Source organism: Pseudomonas sp. GM17 (assembly GCF_000282175.2).
GTDB classification, from domain to species: Bacteria; Pseudomonadota; Gammaproteobacteria; order Pseudomonadales; family Pseudomonadaceae; genus Aquipseudomonas; species Aquipseudomonas chlororaphis.
Window position 1 is genome coordinate 402,094 of the sequence record NZ_CP124732.1, and the last position, 14,729, is coordinate 416,822.

The following is a 14,729-nucleotide window of genomic DNA, read 5'->3' on the forward strand; positions in this document are numbered from 1 at the left end:
AGCAGGACTATTTCTCGCCGGAGCCTATCGACAGCGCATCGCTACCGCGCCAGCGGCGCACCGAACGCTGGAAGAACAGACTGTTGGGCACTTGCACCATGACGCCGCCGGTGCCGGCTTCCTCGGCCTCGATCAACGAGGTGTACAGCAGGTTGATTGCCACCACCCGGCCCTTGATGCCAGGTTTGTCGAGGGTATCCACCAGTTCGACCACATCGCCGATGCGGAACGGGCCCACGGTGAAGATCAGGATGGCGCAGAGCAGGTTGGACAGCACACTCCACATGGCGAAGAAGGCCACCGCAGCCACGGCGACAAAACCGGACAGGGCAGTCCAGAGCACCGTCGCCGACACCCCGAGCCGCTCCAGGACGAAGATCAGCGCGCTGCCCATGATCAGCCAGCGCAAGCCGCCGCGCAGCGGCATCAGCAACTGCGGCGGGAACGGGTAACGTTCACCCAGGCGGGTCAGGCAGCGCGCGACAAACCGCTGGGTGACGTAGCCAGCCAGCAGGATCAGCAGGATTTGCACGGTGACCCACAGCGGCTCGACCCACGTGATAGGCACAGGCAGCTTGAACGCTTCCATCAGGACAAGGCTTCCAGTTCCGCCTGCATGCTTTCCAGCAGTTCCAGGGCTTCCATCCAGGCCTCTTCCAGTTCGCCTTCGCGCACCTTCAGCTTGGCCTGCTCGGCCAGCAGATCACGCAACTCATCCTTGCGCGCGGCTTCGTAGATACCACTGTCGCCGAGGCTGGCTTCGATTTTCGCCAGCCGCTCGTGGACCTTGCCCAGCTCGGTTTCCAGCTTGTCGGCTTCGCGCTTGTGCGGGGCCAGCTGCTGGCGCAGGGCCGCGGCAGCCTGGCGCTGGGCCTTCTTGTCGGTTTTGTCCGGGTTGACCGTGGTCGTGCTGACCGGCGCGTTGCGCTGGCGGTAGTCCACCAGCCAGCGCGCGTAGTCGTCCAGGTCGCCGTCAAACTCTTCGACCTTGCCGTCGGCCACCAGGTAGAAGTTGTCGGTGGTGCTTTTCAGCAGGTGACGGTCGTGGGAGACCACCAGCACCGCGCCGCTGAACTCTTGCAGGGCCATGGTCAGGGCCAGGCGCATCTCCAGGTCCAGGTGGTTGGTCGGTTCGTCGAGCAGCAGCAGGTTCGGGCGGTCCCAGGCAATCAGGGCCAGGGCCAGGCGTGCCTTTTCGCCACCGGAGAAATTCAGCACCGGCTCGTCGATACGCGCGCCGCGGAAGTCGAAACCACCGAGGAAGTCGCGCAGGGTCTGCTCGCGCTCGGTCGGCGCCAGGCGCTGCAAATGCAGCAACGGGCTGGCCTTGGCATCGAGCGAGTCCAGTTGGTGCTGGGCGAAATAACCGACCACGGTGTTCTCGCCGCGGGTCAGGCGACCGCCCAGCGGCGACAGCTCGCCGGAGAGGTTCTTGATCAGGGTCGACTTGCCCGCACCGTTGGGGCCGAGCAGACCGATGCGCGCACCCGGGGTCAATTGCAGCTTGACCTTCTCCAGCACGGTCTTCTCGCCGTAACCCAGACGGGCATCGGACAGGTCGAGCAGCGGGCTGGAGATCTTTTCCGACTCGCGGAAAACGAAGTCGAACGGCGAGTCGACGTGGGCGGCGGACAGCTCTTCCATTCGCTCCAGGGCCTTGATCCGGCTCTGGGCCTGGCGGGCCTTGGTGGCCTGGGCCTTGAAGCGCGCAATGTACTTTTCCATATGCGCACGCTGCGCCTGCTGCTTCTCGTAGGCTTGCTGCTGTTGCGCCAGGCGTTCGGCACGGGCGCGCTCGAAGGCGCTGTAGCCACCGCGATAAAGGGTGATCTTGCGCTGATCGACGTGAGCCACATGGTCGACCACGGCATCGAGGAAATCGCGGTCGTGGGAAATCAGCAGCAAAGTGCCGGGGTAGCCCTTGAGCCAGTCCTCCAGCCAGAGGATCGCATCGAGGTCCAAGTGGTTGGTCGGTTCGTCGAGCAACAGCAGATCCGACGGGCACATCAGCGCCTGCGCCAGGTTCAGGCGCATCCGCCAGCCACCGGAAAAGTCGCCGACCTGGCGGTCCATCTGCTCGTTGCTGAAACCCAGGCCGGCCAGCAACTTGCGCGCCCGGGCGTCGGCGGTATAACCGTCGGCGCTGTCCAGCTCGGCATGCAGGCGCGCCAGGGCCGCACCGTCATGGGCCGCTTCGGCGGCGGCCAGCTCACGCTGCACCTGACGCAGGCGCAGGTCGCCATCGAGCACGTAGTCGACCGCCAGCCGCTCGAGGGTATCGACCTCCTGGCGCATATGGGCGATGCGCCAGTCGGCGGGCAGGAAGCAGTCGCCCGAATCCGGGTGCAACTCGCCACGCAGCAAGGCGAACAGGCTGGATTTGCCGGCGCCGTTGGCACCGATCAGGCCGGCTTTCTGGCCGGCGTGCAGGGTCAGCTCGGCGTCTTCTAGCAGACGTTGCGGACCACGCTGTAAAGTCAGGTTCTGAAGTCGAATCATAATGGCGGCGGAGTCTACCAGCTTCGTTCGCAACTGGCGCGAGTAGCACTATGTCCTCTGACCTGTGGAGCTTCACCCTCAAGACCTACGCCCGCCCGGGCGTCGAAGAAGCCTGCCTGAACCTTCAGGCGGCCGGGGCCAATGTCTGCCTTCTACTCTGCGCGGCCTGGCTCGGCGCGCGCGGAGTGACCTGCACTTCGCAGCGCCTGCAACAGCTGCGAACCCTGGGCCAGCCCTGGCACGACGAAGTCGTCAGGCCGCTACGCCAACTGCGCACGCAATGGCGCCCGGCCGCGAGCGCGGATCCGGAACTGACGGTCTTGCGCGAACAGGTCAAGGCATTGGAACTGGAGGCCGAGCGGCAACTGCTGCTGCGCCTGGAGGCGCTGGCGGGAGAATGGTCGAAGGGTGAAACGCAGGATCTGACGGACTGGCTGGAAGGACTGGCGGCCGAAGCCGCCAACCTCAACCGCGACGCGCTGCAGGCGCTGCGCGTCGCGGTGACCGGCGCTTAGGAAGCGCTGGTTGGCGTAGTGCTGGCGGGAGCGGCAGTCGGAGCTGGCGCAGCAGTCGCCGCTGGAGCTGGCGAAGAGACCGGTGCCGCCGGCTTAGTTGCCGGAGTTGCCGGGGTGGCTGGTTTGGCGGCCGCTGGAGCGGTGGCCGGTTTGGCAGCAGCAGGCTTGGCGGCGACTGGCTTCTTCGCGGCAGGTTTTGCAGCCGGCTTGGCAGCAGGTTTCACCGCAGGCTTGGCGGCTGGTTTTGCTGCAGCCGGTTTAGCGGCTGCTGGCTTGGCGGCAGTGGAAGCCGCTGGTTTGGCTGCTGCAGGTTTAGCTGCCGGTTTGGCCGCGGGTTTCGCTGCTGCCTTCACCGGAGCTTTGGCCGCAGCCGGTTTGGCGGCCGGCTTCGCAGCAGTTTTTGCCGCTACCGGTTTAGCCGCTGGCTTGGCAGCAGCAGGCTTGGCCGCTGCGGTTTTAGCCGCTGGCTTGGCGGCGGGCTTGGCCGCTTGTTTTGCTGCTGGCTTGGCAGCGGGTTTCGCTGCAGCCGGTTTGGCAGCCGCCGTTTTCGCAACGGGTTTGGCAGCAGGTTTTGCAGGTGCTTTTGCAGCAGCCGGTTTAGCCGCTGGCTTGGCAGCTGCAGGTTTGGCTGCGGCGGTTTTTGCCACTGGCTTGGCGGCAGGTTTGGCAGCCGGTTTGCTGGCAGCTTTTGCCGGTGCTTTAGCGGCAGGTTTGGCCGGGGCTTTTGCCGCCGGCTTGGCTGCGGCTTTCTGTGCTGGAGCGGCGACCGGTTTGGCGGAGCGAGTGCTCAGCACCTTGGCTGCGGCTTCTTTCACACGACCGACGCCCTGGGCCAGTTTCAGGCTTTCCTGAGCGTCGCGCTTGAGTTGCAGAATGTAGGCGCGGGTTTCGGATTGACGTGCCTTGAGTGCATCGAGCAGGTCTTCAAGTTCTTTCACTGCGTCCTTGGCTTTGGCTTGTGCCTTGGCCTTGCCGGCCGCCGCGGCGTCCTGCAATTTGGTGCGCGATTTGTGCAGTTTTTCCTGTGCCTTACCGCGTTGCTTTTCCAGTTTGGCGAGCAGTTTTTCAGCATCAGCCAAGGCTTGGGAACAAGCGTTTTCCAAATGTTCGAGCAGGCTGCTCGAAAGCTGTTGGAGCAAATGCAACGGAGTATTTACAGGCTTCTTATTGGCCGACATGGTTTACCTCCTGGCTGACGTGAGTTGCGGCTCATACTAGACCTCTGCTGCTACCGCCGCTAGGGCATGTTGACAGTATCGAATGCCATGCGTTGCAGAGGATCGAAAATGTTCTTCGCGCACAAGAAAGTTACTCACCAGCCGCCACATCCACGCTGGCATAATCCCCCTCGTCTCAGGCCGGAGAACGCCCATGTCGCGTTACCTTTTTTTATCCTTGTGTGTGTTGTTGCCACTGGCTCAGGCCGCCGAAGATTCGCAGAAAAACGATGCTCACGATCTCGCCTACAGCCTGGGCGCCAGCCTCGGTGAACGCCTGCGCCAGGAGGTGCCGGACCTGCAGATCCAGGCATTGGTGGAGGGCTTGAAACAGGCCTACCAAGGCAAGCCCCTGGCACTCAAGGACGAGCGTATCGAACAGATCCTCGCCCAGCATGAAGCACAGGTCGGCGAGCAAGCGGACAAGCCGCGAATCGAAGTGGCGCTGGAAAACGAACAGCGTTTTCTCTTGGCCGAAAAGGCCAAGCCGGGCGTACGCGAACTGGAGAACGGCATCCTGCTGACCGAGCTGGCACCCGGCGACGGAGTACGGCCGGGAGCCAATGGTTCGGTACAGGTTCGCTACACCGGACGCCTGCCTGATGGCACGGTGTTCGATCAGAATCAGCAGCCGCAGTGGTTTCGCCTGGACAGTGTAATTGCCGGATGGCGCAGCGCCTTGCAACAGATGCCGACGGGGGCGAAGTGGCGCCTGGTCATTCCTTCGGCCCAGGCTTACGGCGCCGATGGCGCGGGCGACCTGATCGCGCCTTACACGCCACTGGTGTTTGAAATCGAGCTGCTGGGGGCTACCGGTTAGGGGGAGCAGAAACGAAAAACGGTGCGCAATGCGCACCGTTTCGGTAAAGCTTTCGCTGCAAGTCAGGCCTGAACGGCGGCCTCTTCCTTGTGAGCGTTGTGCAGCACTTCGATCAGGCAATCTTCCAGCTCGAAGCGTTCATGCAGCAGACCACCCAGCTCCTTGAATTTCTCCGCCACGCATTTTCCTTCGTCGCACAGATCGTTGAACGCCAGCAGCTTTTCAGTGATGACATCGATCCGTGGATAAATGGTTTCGGCCAGTTCGAGCCCGCGCTGATCATTGAAGGCCTTGGCCTCGCCAGTCAACTGCTCGTAGATTTCAAAGTGGCCGGCGGAGACGTAGTCCACCAGGATTGCGCAGAACTCCTGCAGCGGCTGTCGATTTTCAGCCAGCGTCTCAGGCTCCGCGCCGAGAGCATCATAGGCCCGAACCAGTTCGTGACGCTCCTGCAACCAGCGATCGATCAGCAGATGCACTCCACCCCAGCGTTCCTGAGCATTCTGACAACTTTCGAGCATGGCGATCTCTCTTCCCTTATGGGTCATGCCGCTCTGAATCCGCCACTGGACTGAACATCAGCATCCGGCCAGGCAGAACAGCATCGAGCAACGTAATTGCGGTGACACGTGCGGGCCAGATTATGCCCGCTCGACAGCCGCTTCAAGGTACGCAGGAGATAAAGTTCATACAAGTGTTTAATCTTGCGCCCCATCGCAAATCGACGACTCAGGTCGCGGCCGCCCTGCGCCGGCCCCATGGTAGAAGCCGCGCCAGACGATAGGCGCTCAAAATCATCACAGCGATGAAAAACAGCAGGCTCCACTCCGCGGCACTCATGTCCAGCAACGTCCAGGTGACCTCCGCGCACTGCGCGGTCCCGGTGAAAACCAGCTGCAAGGCACGCCCCCAGGACAGGTTGCCGAGCATGAACGGCATGTCCGGCAAGCACGCCAGCAACTGATCCGAAGGAATGTTCTGCAATAACACATGGCGCCCTGCCGTAACGACACCCGCCAGGCTGCAGAGCAGTTCCAGCAGCCAATACAGGGCACTCGCCGGGTATTGTGGCCCCTGCAGGGCCGCGACCAGGCTGATCGAGGTCAACAGCAACGCGAAGAAACGTTGCGCCACCCACAACAGGCAAGGCTCGAGCCCAACCCCGAACTCCAGGTGAAACGAAGCCCACAGGGCCAAGGCACCGGTAAAAAACACAAGGGAGAACAGCAAGCGTGAGCCGGCCAGCGACATGGTGTATCCACAACGGAAGAAACAGGCTGCCACGGTAGAGAAAGCGCTCGGCCCTTTCAAGGCGCGCCATGACAAGATCGAGCGCGGCAAACCGGCACAGAGGCCAGATCGGGGGGGAGTCGCGGGACGGGCCGCCCCTCCGGGGACGGCCCAGCCTTGCGGGTTTATACCCTGGCGGGCACCGGCAGCGGCGATGCCAGGAGGCGCTCGTCCAACAGCCCCAGACCTTCCTGGAACAGCTGGTTGCTGCGCTCGGTATCGCCCAGCTGCGCCAGCAACCGGGCCAGCTCGGCACAGGCTTCAGGGTTGCGCTGCAGGCGCAGGCTGCTTTCCAGGTAGTCCCGCGCCTTGCCCCAGAGACTGGTTTGCAGGCACAGGCGGCCCAGGGTCAGCAGCAGGCTCGGGTCGTTCGGGTGGTCTTTGAGGCACTGCTCGGCGAACTGCAGTTGCCGCGCCGGGTCACTACCCCGCAGCAAGCCGTAAAGCCGCGCCAGATGGCTGTCGTACTTGCGTTTGAGAGCGACGCGCAGCACTTCTTCGGCCTCGGCCCCGGCGCCCAATTGCCGCAGTTGCTCGGCGTAGGCCAGCACCAGCTGCGGTTCCTGACGCTGAGCCGCGGTCAGTTGCTGCCAAGCGCGGTTGAGCGATTGCAGGCCGACCGTACCGTCCTCTTCGCGATGTGCCGCAAGGGTCAGGTTCTCGCCCCAGGCCCGACGTTCCAGCTCGGCCAGTTCGTTGGCGGGCAGGACCTTGTCCTTGCGCAGCTCGGGCAACAGGCGAATCACCGCCGACCAGTCGCCCCGCTGCTGGTGCAGACGCTGCAACTGCCGCAGCACCTGGACACTGTGCGGATGACGCTCGTGCATGGCTTGCAGGGTACTCAGGGCGCCTTCGGTATCACCGCGATCGGTCTGCAGTTGGGCATGACTCAAGGCCACCGCCAACTCAGCCTGGGGCTGGCGCTCGAGGGCACGCTCCAGCAGGCTGTCGCACTGCTCGTAGTTTCCCAGCTCGTTCGCCGCCCGCGCCGCGCCGAGGTAGTACAAAAGAGGCTGGCGCTCGGCTTCTGCGGCACGATGCAAGTGCTTCTGGGCGCTGGCCCAGCGGCCCTCGGCAAGATCCATCTGGCCTTGTTCGATGGCAATCTGCACGCGACGGCTGCGGTTGCGCCGCGACCAGGGATTGACCACGCCGCTGGAGGCCATCACCAGTTCGATCAGTGCCTTGATACCCCAGATCACCAGCCAGATCACCGCGACCAGCGCCAGGGTCGCCCACAGGCTCGACTCATAACGGAAGCTGTCGTAGGCAATCAGGATGTACCCGGAATGCTCGGCAATCGCCAACCCCAGCAATCCCGAGGCGGCGATCACCAGGAACAGAATCACGTACAGGCGCTTCATGGGCTGGTCTCCTGCGGGGCATTCGCAGCAGGTTTGGCCAGTGGTTTCACCGACTCTTCAGCGCTCAGGTTGCGTCGCTCCAGGTAGGCCTGAACGGCGCTCAGGGTCTTGGCCAGGTCCGGCGTCTGCACGGTGACCGGCTGTTTGCTCAGTTCGGACACGCGCTCGAGCATGAGTTTGCTCTGCGGGTTGTCCTGATTGAAGTTGCCCTTCAACACGTCGCGAGCTTCCGCCAGGGCCTGGGTGTACACCGGCGCCTGGCCGTTCAGGGCCGCCCATTGCGCCTGCTCCAGGGCCAGGCTCAAGGCCAGGCGCACCTGCGTCAGGCTTTGCCCGGCGAGCAGCGGCCGCACATTCTTGTCCGCGTTGAAGTCGATACGAATGTAACGCGAGATCTGATCCCACCATTGCGCCCAGCGGCTGGCGCCGTCACCGTCGGCGGTCAGGCCCAGCAACGAATCGCCACGGTCGCGGTACTCGGGGGCCAGCTCGGTGAGTTCGGTCACCTGGTCGCGCAGTGCGCCCAGTTGCAGGAACAGCCCGGTGCGATCCGGTTGTTCGGTACTGCGCAGGGCCGCAAGACTCTTGGCCAGCTGTTCGCGCGCGGCGAAAGAACCGGGATCGTTCTGCTCGCGCAGGATCTCGTCGGCCCCCTGCACCAGGGCCTGGGCGCTGCTGATGTCCTGCAAGGCCGAAAGACGCAGGCTGGCCAGACGCAACAGATGTTCCGCCTCGGCCAGACGCCAGTCCTTGCGGCTGGCTCCCAGCACGCTCTCGAGCTTCTGATTGAGTCGCTGCTGGTCACCCTGCAACTGCGCGACCAGACGGCGGCGCTCTTCCAGCTCATCGGCCGCCGGCAACTGCTCCAGGCGAGCCGTCAGGCGCTGCTCGTTGAGCTTCAGGCTCTGCGCCTCATCACCCAGGGCCTGCAACTGCCCCAACTGCTGTTGATTGTTGGCCTGCAGGCTGCGCACCTGCCAGACACCCCAGCCGCCGGCAGCGACGCCGGCCGCCCCCAGCAGCAGGGCGAGGATCGCCAACCCGTTGCCACGGCGCTGCGGAGCAGGGGTTGCGGGTTCAGCCGGTGCATCGATTACCGGCTGGACATCATCTTTAGGCAAGGCTGTTTCGCTCACGTATCCATCCTTTGCGTTTAGAGAACGGGCACGGGTTGCTCCCGTAACGCCGTTAGCAAGGCCGCGGCGCTGGCGCCACGACAATCCACAACTTTCTTGGCCCCGGCGGCACGCGCCATCTCGGCGACCCGGGGGCTCGGTACAAACAACGGCAGCCGCGCCACCTGTGGCCAGGCCTCGCCGGCCAACTGCTGCAAGTGCTCGAAACCCTGCCCACTGCTGACCACCAGCCCATTCAAGCGTTCAGCTCGGATGCGTTGCATCAGGACCCCGTCGGCATAGCGCGGCAGGTCGCGGCGGTACAACTCTAGATAATCGACACTAGCACCTTGGCCGCGCAAACGCTCAGCCAGCAGCTCGCGGCCACCCTCCCCGCGCACGATCAGCACCCGCGGGCCGGGCCGGGCAATAGCCTCGCGCAACTGGGGAAGCTCAAGCAAGGCTTCGCTGTCATCGCCTTGCTCGGGGAAAAAAACATCCAGGCCGTGATCGGCCAGAACCTGCGCCGTGCCGGCGCCCACACTGAACCAGCGCTGGCTCGGCGGCTGCGGCCAGAACTGCTCGAGCAGTTGCACGGCCATTCGCGCGGCCGGCTTGCTGACCACGATCACCGCACAGTACAAGTGCAGATCAAGCACTTTGGCGCGCTGGGTATCGCCAACAGGCAGGGCTTGGATTTCCAGCAATGGCAGGCTGCTGCTGAACACCCCCGCTTCGCCCAGAACCTCAGCCAGCAGCGCCGACTCGTCCGTGGGCCGGGTCAGCAGCACACGCCAGTCGCTCACTCTTCGCCAGCCTCGCCATAGACCGCGCGCAGAATATCGTCGGCGCCCTGGGCCAGCAGATCCTCCGCGACCTGCACGCCGAGCGCCGCCGCCGCGCTACGTGGAGCACGGGCCTCGGCGCTGAGCAGCACACCGCCGCTCGGCTCGCCGACCAGGCCACGCAGCCACAGCTGATCGCCTTCGAGCACCGCATAGCAGGCGATCGGTACCTGGCAGCCGCCATTCAGATGCTTGTTGAGGGCCCGCTCGGCGGTGACTCGATCCGCGGTATCGACATGATGCAGTGGCGCCAGCAGCTTATGGATCTCGCTGTCGGCTGTGCGGCATTCGATGCCCACCGCACCCTGGCCGCCAGCCGGAAGGCTGTCGTCGACGCTGATCGAAGAGCTGATGCGATCTTCGAAGCCAAGACGGATCAAGCCCGCAGCGGCCAGGATGATGGCGTCGTACTCACCGGCGTCGAGCTTGGCCAGGCGAGTATTGACGTTGCCACGCAGGAAGCGGATCTGCAGGTCCGGACGACGAGCCAGCAACTGCGCCTGGCGACGCAGGCTGGAGGTGCCCACCACGCTGCCCACGGGCAGGTCGTCGAGACTGGAATAGGTATTGGAGACAAAGGCATCGCGCGGGTCTTCACGCTCGCAGATGCAGAACAGGCCCAGGCCTTCAGGGAAGTCCATGGGCACGTCTTTCATCGAATGCACGGCGATATCCGCTTCGTTTTCCAGCAGCGCGGTTTCCAGCTCCTTGACGAACAGTCCCTTGCCGCCGATTTTCGACAACGGCGAGTCGAGCAGCTTGTCGCCGCGACTGACCATGGGCACCAGCGTCACGATCAACCCCGGGTGAGCGGCTTCCAGACGAGCTTTGACGTATTCGGCTTGCCACAAGGCCAAGGCACTTTTGCGGGTAGCGATGCGGATTTCGCGAGAGGACATGGATCAATCCGTACTGATGAAAATACGGCAGATGATAACAGCTCAGCCAAATCAGCTTTGACTTGTATCAGGAACTACAGCCCCTCCCTGGCTGCAGGAACATTGCGGGCGGGGCGCATGACCCGCCCGGCCGCCCGGATCTAGAGCTGCTGCATCATCTTGCGCACGCCGGCCACATGCCGTCGGCTGACGATCAACGCATCACCATTGAGACCTTTGAGGAACAGCTGGAAATGCCCCAGCGGCGTACGCTGCAGACGTTCGATGCGTTCACGGGCCACCAGGGCGTTGCGATGGATGCGCACGAAGCGCTCGCCAAACTCGTCTTCCAGCGCCTTCAGGGGTTCGTCCAGCAGGACTTCGCCGCTTTCATGGCGCAAGGTCACATATTTGTGGTCGGCAATGAAATAGACGACCTGATCCAGCGGGATCAGCTCGATGCCTTTGCGGGTCCGCGCACTGATATGGCTGCGAGGGCCGCTGCCGCTTTCCGCGGCAGGCCGGGTCAGGGCCGCCAGCTGGACCCGGTTGGGGCGGTCGGCCTTTTTCAGCGCCTCGAGCAGATGCTCGGAACGCACCGGTTTGAGCAGGTGACCTACCTCGCTGACATCAAAAGCCTCGAGGGCGAATTCATCAGGGGCGGCACAAAACACCACGGCTGGCGGCGCTTCGCGCTCACACAAACGGGCGGCAACCTGCAGGCCATCGAGACCCGGCATGCGGATGTCGAGAAGCACGATATCCGGCTTCAGGCTGTCGATCAGGGCCAATGCCTCTTCGCCATTGGTGGCGCTGGGCTCCAGGACACTGTATCCCTCAAGCTCACTGACCATGCGGTTCAGTCGCTCGCGGGCTAGGGGTTCGTCATCAACGATCAGGACATTCATATTGCGCTGGATTCCTGCGTGAGTCTCGCACAAGGATAGCGTAGACAGGTGAAGTGACGTCCGTCACGGCGATCCACGCTAAGACTAGTGCGAGGGCCAAAAAGTGCCCCACGACGGGCACCATTATTTACCCGGGCCTGCTCGATACCGTTCAAGGCCCGCCACTGCACGACATGGTCATGGGGACTGCTGATACAGGACACAAACACCCCCTCTCTTATAGTCGGCTTCCACCCCGACCGCCTCCCTCGCGAATCGCGAGGTGGCGGCGGGACCGGAGCGCATGCGACAACGGTTGCGTGATCAGCGACCAGACACGATGAAACATCCGGGATTGCGCTGTTCCTTCAGTCCAACTGTAGACGGTTGCCAAGACGATATTGCTCTATCGATAAATATCGTTACATCACTCCTCGCACCCCGCCGTCGCTCGCCTAGTCTCTGCGCGCCCGAGGTCGGCGACAAGCGCCCGCGGCCCCCATGGCAGAAATAAAAACCTGCCGACCGGTGCCAGCTACAGGATTGGCAACCCTGTTATTATCCGCGGCAACTTTTCACCTCATTTCCCTTCCAGCCGATCACGAGCGAATTCATGAGCACTGACAAGACCAATCAGTCCTGGGGCGGCCGCTTCAGTGAGCCCGTCGACGCCTTCGTCGCCCGCTTCACCGCCTCCGTCACTTTCGACCAGCGCCTCTATCGTCACGACATCATGGGCTCGATCGCCCACGCCACCATGCTGGCCAAGGTCGGCGTACTGACCGATGCCGAACGCGACAGCATCATCGACGGCCTGAAAACCATCCAGGGCGAAATCGAGGCCGGCACCTTCGACTGGCGCGTCGATCTGGAAGACGTGCACATGAACATCGAAGCACGCCTGACCGACCGCATCGGCGTCACCGGCAAGAAGCTGCACACCGGCCGCAGCCGCAACGACCAGGTGGCCACCGATATCCGTCTGTGGCTGCGCGACGAAATCGATCTGATCCTGGCGGAAATCACCCGCTTGCAAAAAGGCCTGCTGGAACAGGCCGAGCGCGAAGCCGGCACCATCATGCCGGGCTTCACTCACCTGCAAACCGCGCAGCCTGTGACCTTCGGTCATCACATGCTGGCCTGGTTCGAGATGCTCAGCCGCGACTACGAGCGCCTGGTCGATTGCCGCAAGCGCACCAACCGCATGCCGCTGGGCAGCGCCGCGCTGGCTGGCACCACCTACCCGATCGACCGCGAGATGACCTGCCAGTTGCTGGGATTCGACGCCGTCGGCGGCAACTCGCTGGACAATGTGTCTGATCGCGATTTCGCCATTGAGTTCTGCGCCGCCGCCAGCGTGGCCATGATGCACCTGTCGCGCTTCTCCGAAGAGCTGGTGCTGTGGACCAGCGCGCAGTTCCAGTTCATCGATCTGCCCGACCGTTTCTGCACCGGCAGCTCGATCATGCCGCAAAAGAAAAACCCGGACGTTCCGGAGCTGGTTCGTGGCAAGAGCGGCCGCGTGTTCGGCGCCCTGATGGGCCTGTTGACCCTGATGAAGGGCCAGCCCCTGGCCTACAACAAGGACAACCAGGAAGACAAGGAACCGCTGTTCGACACCGCCGACACCCTGCGCGACTCGCTGCGGGCCTTCGCCGACATGATCCCGGCAATCAAGCCCAAGCACGCGATGATGCGCGAAGCGGCACTGCGCGGTTTCTCCACCGCCACCGACCTGGCGGACTACCTGGTGCGCCGTGGCCTGCCATTCCGCGATTGCCACGAGATCGTCGGCCACGCCGTGAAGTATGGCGTGGAGACCGGCAAGGACCTGGCGGAAATGAGCCTGGAGGAACTGCGCAAGTTCAGCGACCAGATCGACCAGGACGTATTTGCCGTGCTGACCCTGGAAGGCTCGGTCAACGCCCGTGACCACATCGGCGGCACGGCCCCGGCTCAAGTCAAGGCGGCGGTGGTTCGCGGCCAGGCGTTGCTGAGAAGCCGCTAAAAGCTAGCGCGGGCAAGCCACGCTCCTGCTAAGAGCGTGGCTTGCCCGCAGTCAGCGACCTGAAACCTTCCTACTTCTTGCTGGCGATCATCGCCAGGAACTGCGGCATCGCCGCGTCCTTGTCCGCCGCGACCCGCTGCACATTGGGCATCTGCTCCAGGCGTGCCATCAAGGCCTTGGCTGCCGGTATCTCGGCCAGATAATCCACACCGAACAGCTTCTGCCCTACCACGCAGGCCAGGCTCACGCTGTACAGGAAATACAGGTCCGCCACGCTCAGGCTGCTGCCCGCCACATAAGGGGCGAACTTGCCGTGCCTGGCCAGCGAGGCGAACCCCTGCACCAGCTCGTTGCGGGACTTCTCCTTGATAGCCTCGGGGACCGCCATCCCGAAGAACGCCTCGCCATAACAGGCCCGCGCCGGCAACTCGATGTAAAGCTCGATCTCCTTGGCCAGCGCCAGCACCTGGGCACGCGCGAACGGGTCACTGGGCAGCAGCGCCGGCCCAGGCTGGCTTTCAAGGTATTCGAGGATCACGCTGGTTTCATTGATAAAGCCCTGCTCCACCCCCAGCACCGGCACCTTGCCGCGCGGGCTGATGGCCAACGCCTCAGGGCTTTGCCCGGCGTAGAACGGCACTTCTTCGAAAGGCAGATCTTTTTCCAGCAATGCCAGTTTCACCATGTTGTAGTAATTGCTGACGGCGAATCCATAAAGCTTGAGCATCACATAGCCTCCAGGCCGGGTGCGGGGTTGGCAGCCACTCTTATAGATCCTCGACAGCCAACTGGCCAGCAGCATCAGGCTCCTGAATACGGGTAAACTGGCGACCTTTCCTTCAGGAGCCTGCCATGAGCGAGCCAACCCCCGGTACCAGCAACGACGACAGCGACGAAGAAGCGTTCGCCGAAAACACCCTGATCGAAGCGATCGAAAACCAGATCGAAAGCGACAACCCGCCCGCGGCCAAGGCCACCTTCAACAAGCTGACCCTGGTTGGCTATGAGCGTGACGAAATCCTCAACCTCATGGCTCACGTCCTGGCAGTGGAAATCGACGCGATCCTCGAAGAAGACCGCGCGTTCGACACCCAATGGTACGAAGCCGCGCTGCGCGCCCTGCCCGAGCTGCCGCCCGAGAAGAAATAAGCCCGCCACGCCTCGCGTCCGCCCCAGGCCGGCGCGATGACGAGCCTTGACTACACTGGTACGCGCCCTGCGGCCAAATACCGCCGCCCAGGGGTGTAAAAGTCCGCAGCGGACACTGGACAGGCTGCCCAACTGCGGTCAC

15 protein-coding genes and 1 pseudogene are annotated in these 14,729 nt (G+C 63.4%); 4 read left to right on the plus strand and 12 right to left on the minus strand.

Annotation, left to right across the window (positions count from 1 at the left end; genetic code table 11):
- Positions 1-7: 7 nt before the first annotated feature.
- Both PMI20_RS01830 and PMI20_RS01835 read right to left on the minus strand, forming a co-directional pair.
- On the minus strand, positions 8-589 hold the full coding sequence (locus tag PMI20_RS01830) for a mechanosensitive ion channel family protein (protein ID WP_007926705.1): 582 nt from the start codon (positions 587-589) through the stop codon (positions 8-10).
- On the minus strand, positions 589-2,499 hold the full coding sequence (locus PMI20_RS01835; protein ID WP_007926703.1) for an ATP-binding cassette domain-containing protein: 1,911 nt from the start codon (positions 2,497-2,499) through the stop codon (positions 589-591). The genes PMI20_RS01830 and PMI20_RS01835 overlap by 1 nt, the downstream gene beginning before the upstream one ends.
- 50 nt (positions 2,500-2,549) lie before the next feature.
- Between PMI20_RS01835 and PMI20_RS01840 the strand changes: the two genes are divergently transcribed.
- Complete coding sequence (locus PMI20_RS01840) at positions 2,550-3,014, plus strand: TIGR02444 family protein (protein WP_007926701.1); 465 nt, start codon at positions 2,550-2,552, stop codon at positions 3,012-3,014.
- Here PMI20_RS01840 and PMI20_RS01845 read toward each other — a convergent pair.
- Positions 3,011-4,192, minus strand: a complete 1,182-nt coding sequence (locus tag PMI20_RS01845; protein ID WP_007926699.1) for an AlgP family protein — start codon at positions 4,190-4,192, stop codon at positions 3,011-3,013. The two genes, PMI20_RS01840 and PMI20_RS01845, sit on opposite strands and share 4 nt — an antisense overlap.
- A gap of 193 nt (positions 4,193-4,385) precedes the next feature.
- Between PMI20_RS01845 and PMI20_RS01850 the strand changes: the two genes are divergently transcribed.
- Positions 4,386-5,051, plus strand: coding sequence for an FKBP-type peptidyl-prolyl cis-trans isomerase (locus tag PMI20_RS01850; RefSeq protein WP_007926698.1), 666 nt, complete (start codon positions 4,386-4,388; stop codon positions 5,049-5,051).
- Positions 5,052-5,113: 62 nt separating this feature from the next.
- Here the strand turns inward: PMI20_RS01850 and PMI20_RS01855 are convergent, their stop codons facing one another.
- The 8 genes and pseudogenes from PMI20_RS01855 to PMI20_RS30860 all read right to left on the minus strand — a co-directional run.
- Positions 5,114-5,572 (minus strand): Rsd/AlgQ family anti-sigma factor, encoded by a 459-nt coding sequence (locus PMI20_RS01855; protein ID WP_007926697.1) that lies wholly within the window; start codon positions 5,570-5,572, stop codon positions 5,114-5,116.
- Positions 5,573-5,780: 208 nt separating this feature from the next.
- Complete coding sequence (locus PMI20_RS01860) at positions 5,781-6,302, minus strand: disulfide bond formation protein B (protein WP_007926696.1); 522 nt, start codon at positions 6,300-6,302, stop codon at positions 5,781-5,783.
- Between the two features lie 164 nt (positions 6,303-6,466).
- The gene (locus tag PMI20_RS01865; protein ID WP_007926695.1) at positions 6,467-7,705 is read right to left on the minus strand and encodes a heme biosynthesis protein HemY; all 1,239 of its coding nucleotides are present in this window, start codon (positions 7,703-7,705) and stop codon (positions 6,467-6,469) included.
- A complete protein-coding gene (locus tag PMI20_RS01870; RefSeq protein WP_007926694.1) occupies positions 7,702-8,841 on the minus strand; it encodes a uroporphyrinogen-III C-methyltransferase in 1,140 nt (379 codons plus the stop codon). The genes PMI20_RS01865 and PMI20_RS01870 overlap by 4 nt, the downstream gene beginning before the upstream one ends.
- Before the next feature lie 17 nt (positions 8,842-8,858).
- Positions 8,859-9,626, minus strand: coding sequence for a uroporphyrinogen-III synthase (locus PMI20_RS01875; protein ID WP_007926693.1), 768 nt, complete (start codon positions 9,624-9,626; stop codon positions 8,859-8,861).
- The gene (gene hemC / locus PMI20_RS01880; RefSeq protein WP_007926692.1) at positions 9,623-10,564 is read right to left on the minus strand and encodes a hydroxymethylbilane synthase; all 942 of its coding nucleotides are present in this window, start codon (positions 10,562-10,564) and stop codon (positions 9,623-9,625) included. Before hemC ends, PMI20_RS01875 begins: the two co-directional genes overlap by 4 nt.
- Positions 10,565-10,704: 140 nt before the next feature.
- The gene (locus tag PMI20_RS01885) at positions 10,705-11,451 is read right to left on the minus strand and encodes a LytR/AlgR family response regulator transcription factor (protein ID WP_007926691.1); all 747 of its coding nucleotides are present in this window, start codon (positions 11,449-11,451) and stop codon (positions 10,705-10,707) included.
- Positions 11,448-11,852: pseudogene (locus PMI20_RS30860) on the minus strand (sensor histidine kinase); the annotation flags it as partial. The gene PMI20_RS01885 and the pseudogene PMI20_RS30860, both read right to left, overlap by 4 nt.
- A 191-nt stretch (positions 11,853-12,043) precedes the next feature.
- Between PMI20_RS30860 and argH the strand changes: the two are divergent.
- Positions 12,044-13,438 carry an argininosuccinate lyase gene (argH, locus tag PMI20_RS01890; protein WP_007926689.1) on the plus strand — a complete coding sequence of 465 codons (1,395 nt, stop codon included), beginning with the start codon at positions 12,044-12,046 and terminating at the stop codon, positions 13,436-13,438.
- A gap of 70 nt (positions 13,439-13,508) precedes the next feature.
- Here the strand turns inward: argH and PMI20_RS01895 are convergent, their stop codons facing one another.
- Entirely contained in the window at positions 13,509-14,165 is a 657-nt protein-coding gene (locus tag PMI20_RS01895) for a glutathione S-transferase family protein (RefSeq protein ID WP_037034860.1), read from the minus strand.
- Between the two features lie 125 nt (positions 14,166-14,290).
- Here PMI20_RS01895 and PMI20_RS01900 point away from each other — a divergent pair, with 125 nt between their 5' ends.
- Complete coding sequence (locus PMI20_RS01900; RefSeq protein WP_007926685.1) at positions 14,291-14,587, plus strand: hypothetical protein; 297 nt, start codon at positions 14,291-14,293, stop codon at positions 14,585-14,587.
- Positions 14,588-14,729 lie beyond the last annotated feature (142 nt).

Excerpts from the sequence above, each read along its gene's own strand:
- PMI20_RS01830 (WP_007926705.1), bottom strand. The coding sequence starts at position 589 with ATGGAAGCGTTCAAGCTGCCTGTGCCTATCACGTGGGTCGAGCCGCTG.
- PMI20_RS01835 (WP_007926703.1), bottom strand. The coding sequence starts at position 2,499 with ATGATTCGACTTCAGAACCTGACTTTACAGCGTGGTCCGCAACGTCTG.
- PMI20_RS01840 (WP_007926701.1), top strand. The coding sequence starts at position 2,550 with ATGTCCTCTGACCTGTGGAGCTTCACCCTCAAGACCTACGCCCGCCCG.
- PMI20_RS01845 (WP_007926699.1), bottom strand. The coding sequence starts at position 4,192 with ATGTCGGCCAATAAGAAGCCTGTAAATACTCCGTTGCATTTGCTCCAA.
- PMI20_RS01850 (WP_007926698.1), top strand. The coding sequence starts at position 4,386 with ATGTCGCGTTACCTTTTTTTATCCTTGTGTGTGTTGTTGCCACTGGCT.
- PMI20_RS01855 (WP_007926697.1), bottom strand. The coding sequence starts at position 5,572 with ATGCTCGAAAGTTGTCAGAATGCTCAGGAACGCTGGGGTGGAGTGCAT.
- PMI20_RS01860 (WP_007926696.1), bottom strand. The coding sequence starts at position 6,302 with ATGTCGCTGGCCGGCTCACGCTTGCTGTTCTCCCTTGTGTTTTTTACC.
- PMI20_RS01865 (WP_007926695.1), bottom strand. The coding sequence starts at position 7,705 with ATGAAGCGCCTGTACGTGATTCTGTTCCTGGTGATCGCCGCCTCGGGA.
- hemC (WP_007926692.1), bottom strand. The coding sequence starts at position 10,564 with ATGTCCTCTCGCGAAATCCGCATCGCTACCCGCAAAAGTGCCTTGGCC.
- PMI20_RS01885 (WP_007926691.1), bottom strand. The coding sequence starts at position 11,451 with ATGAATGTCCTGATCGTTGATGACGAACCCCTAGCCCGCGAGCGACTG.
- argH (WP_007926689.1), top strand. The coding sequence starts at position 12,044 with ATGAGCACTGACAAGACCAATCAGTCCTGGGGCGGCCGCTTCAGTGAG.
- PMI20_RS01895 (WP_037034860.1), bottom strand. The coding sequence starts at position 14,165 with ATGCTCAAGCTTTATGGATTCGCCGTCAGCAATTACTACAACATGGTG.
- PMI20_RS01900 (WP_007926685.1), top strand. The coding sequence starts at position 14,291 with ATGAGCGAGCCAACCCCCGGTACCAGCAACGACGACAGCGACGAAGAA.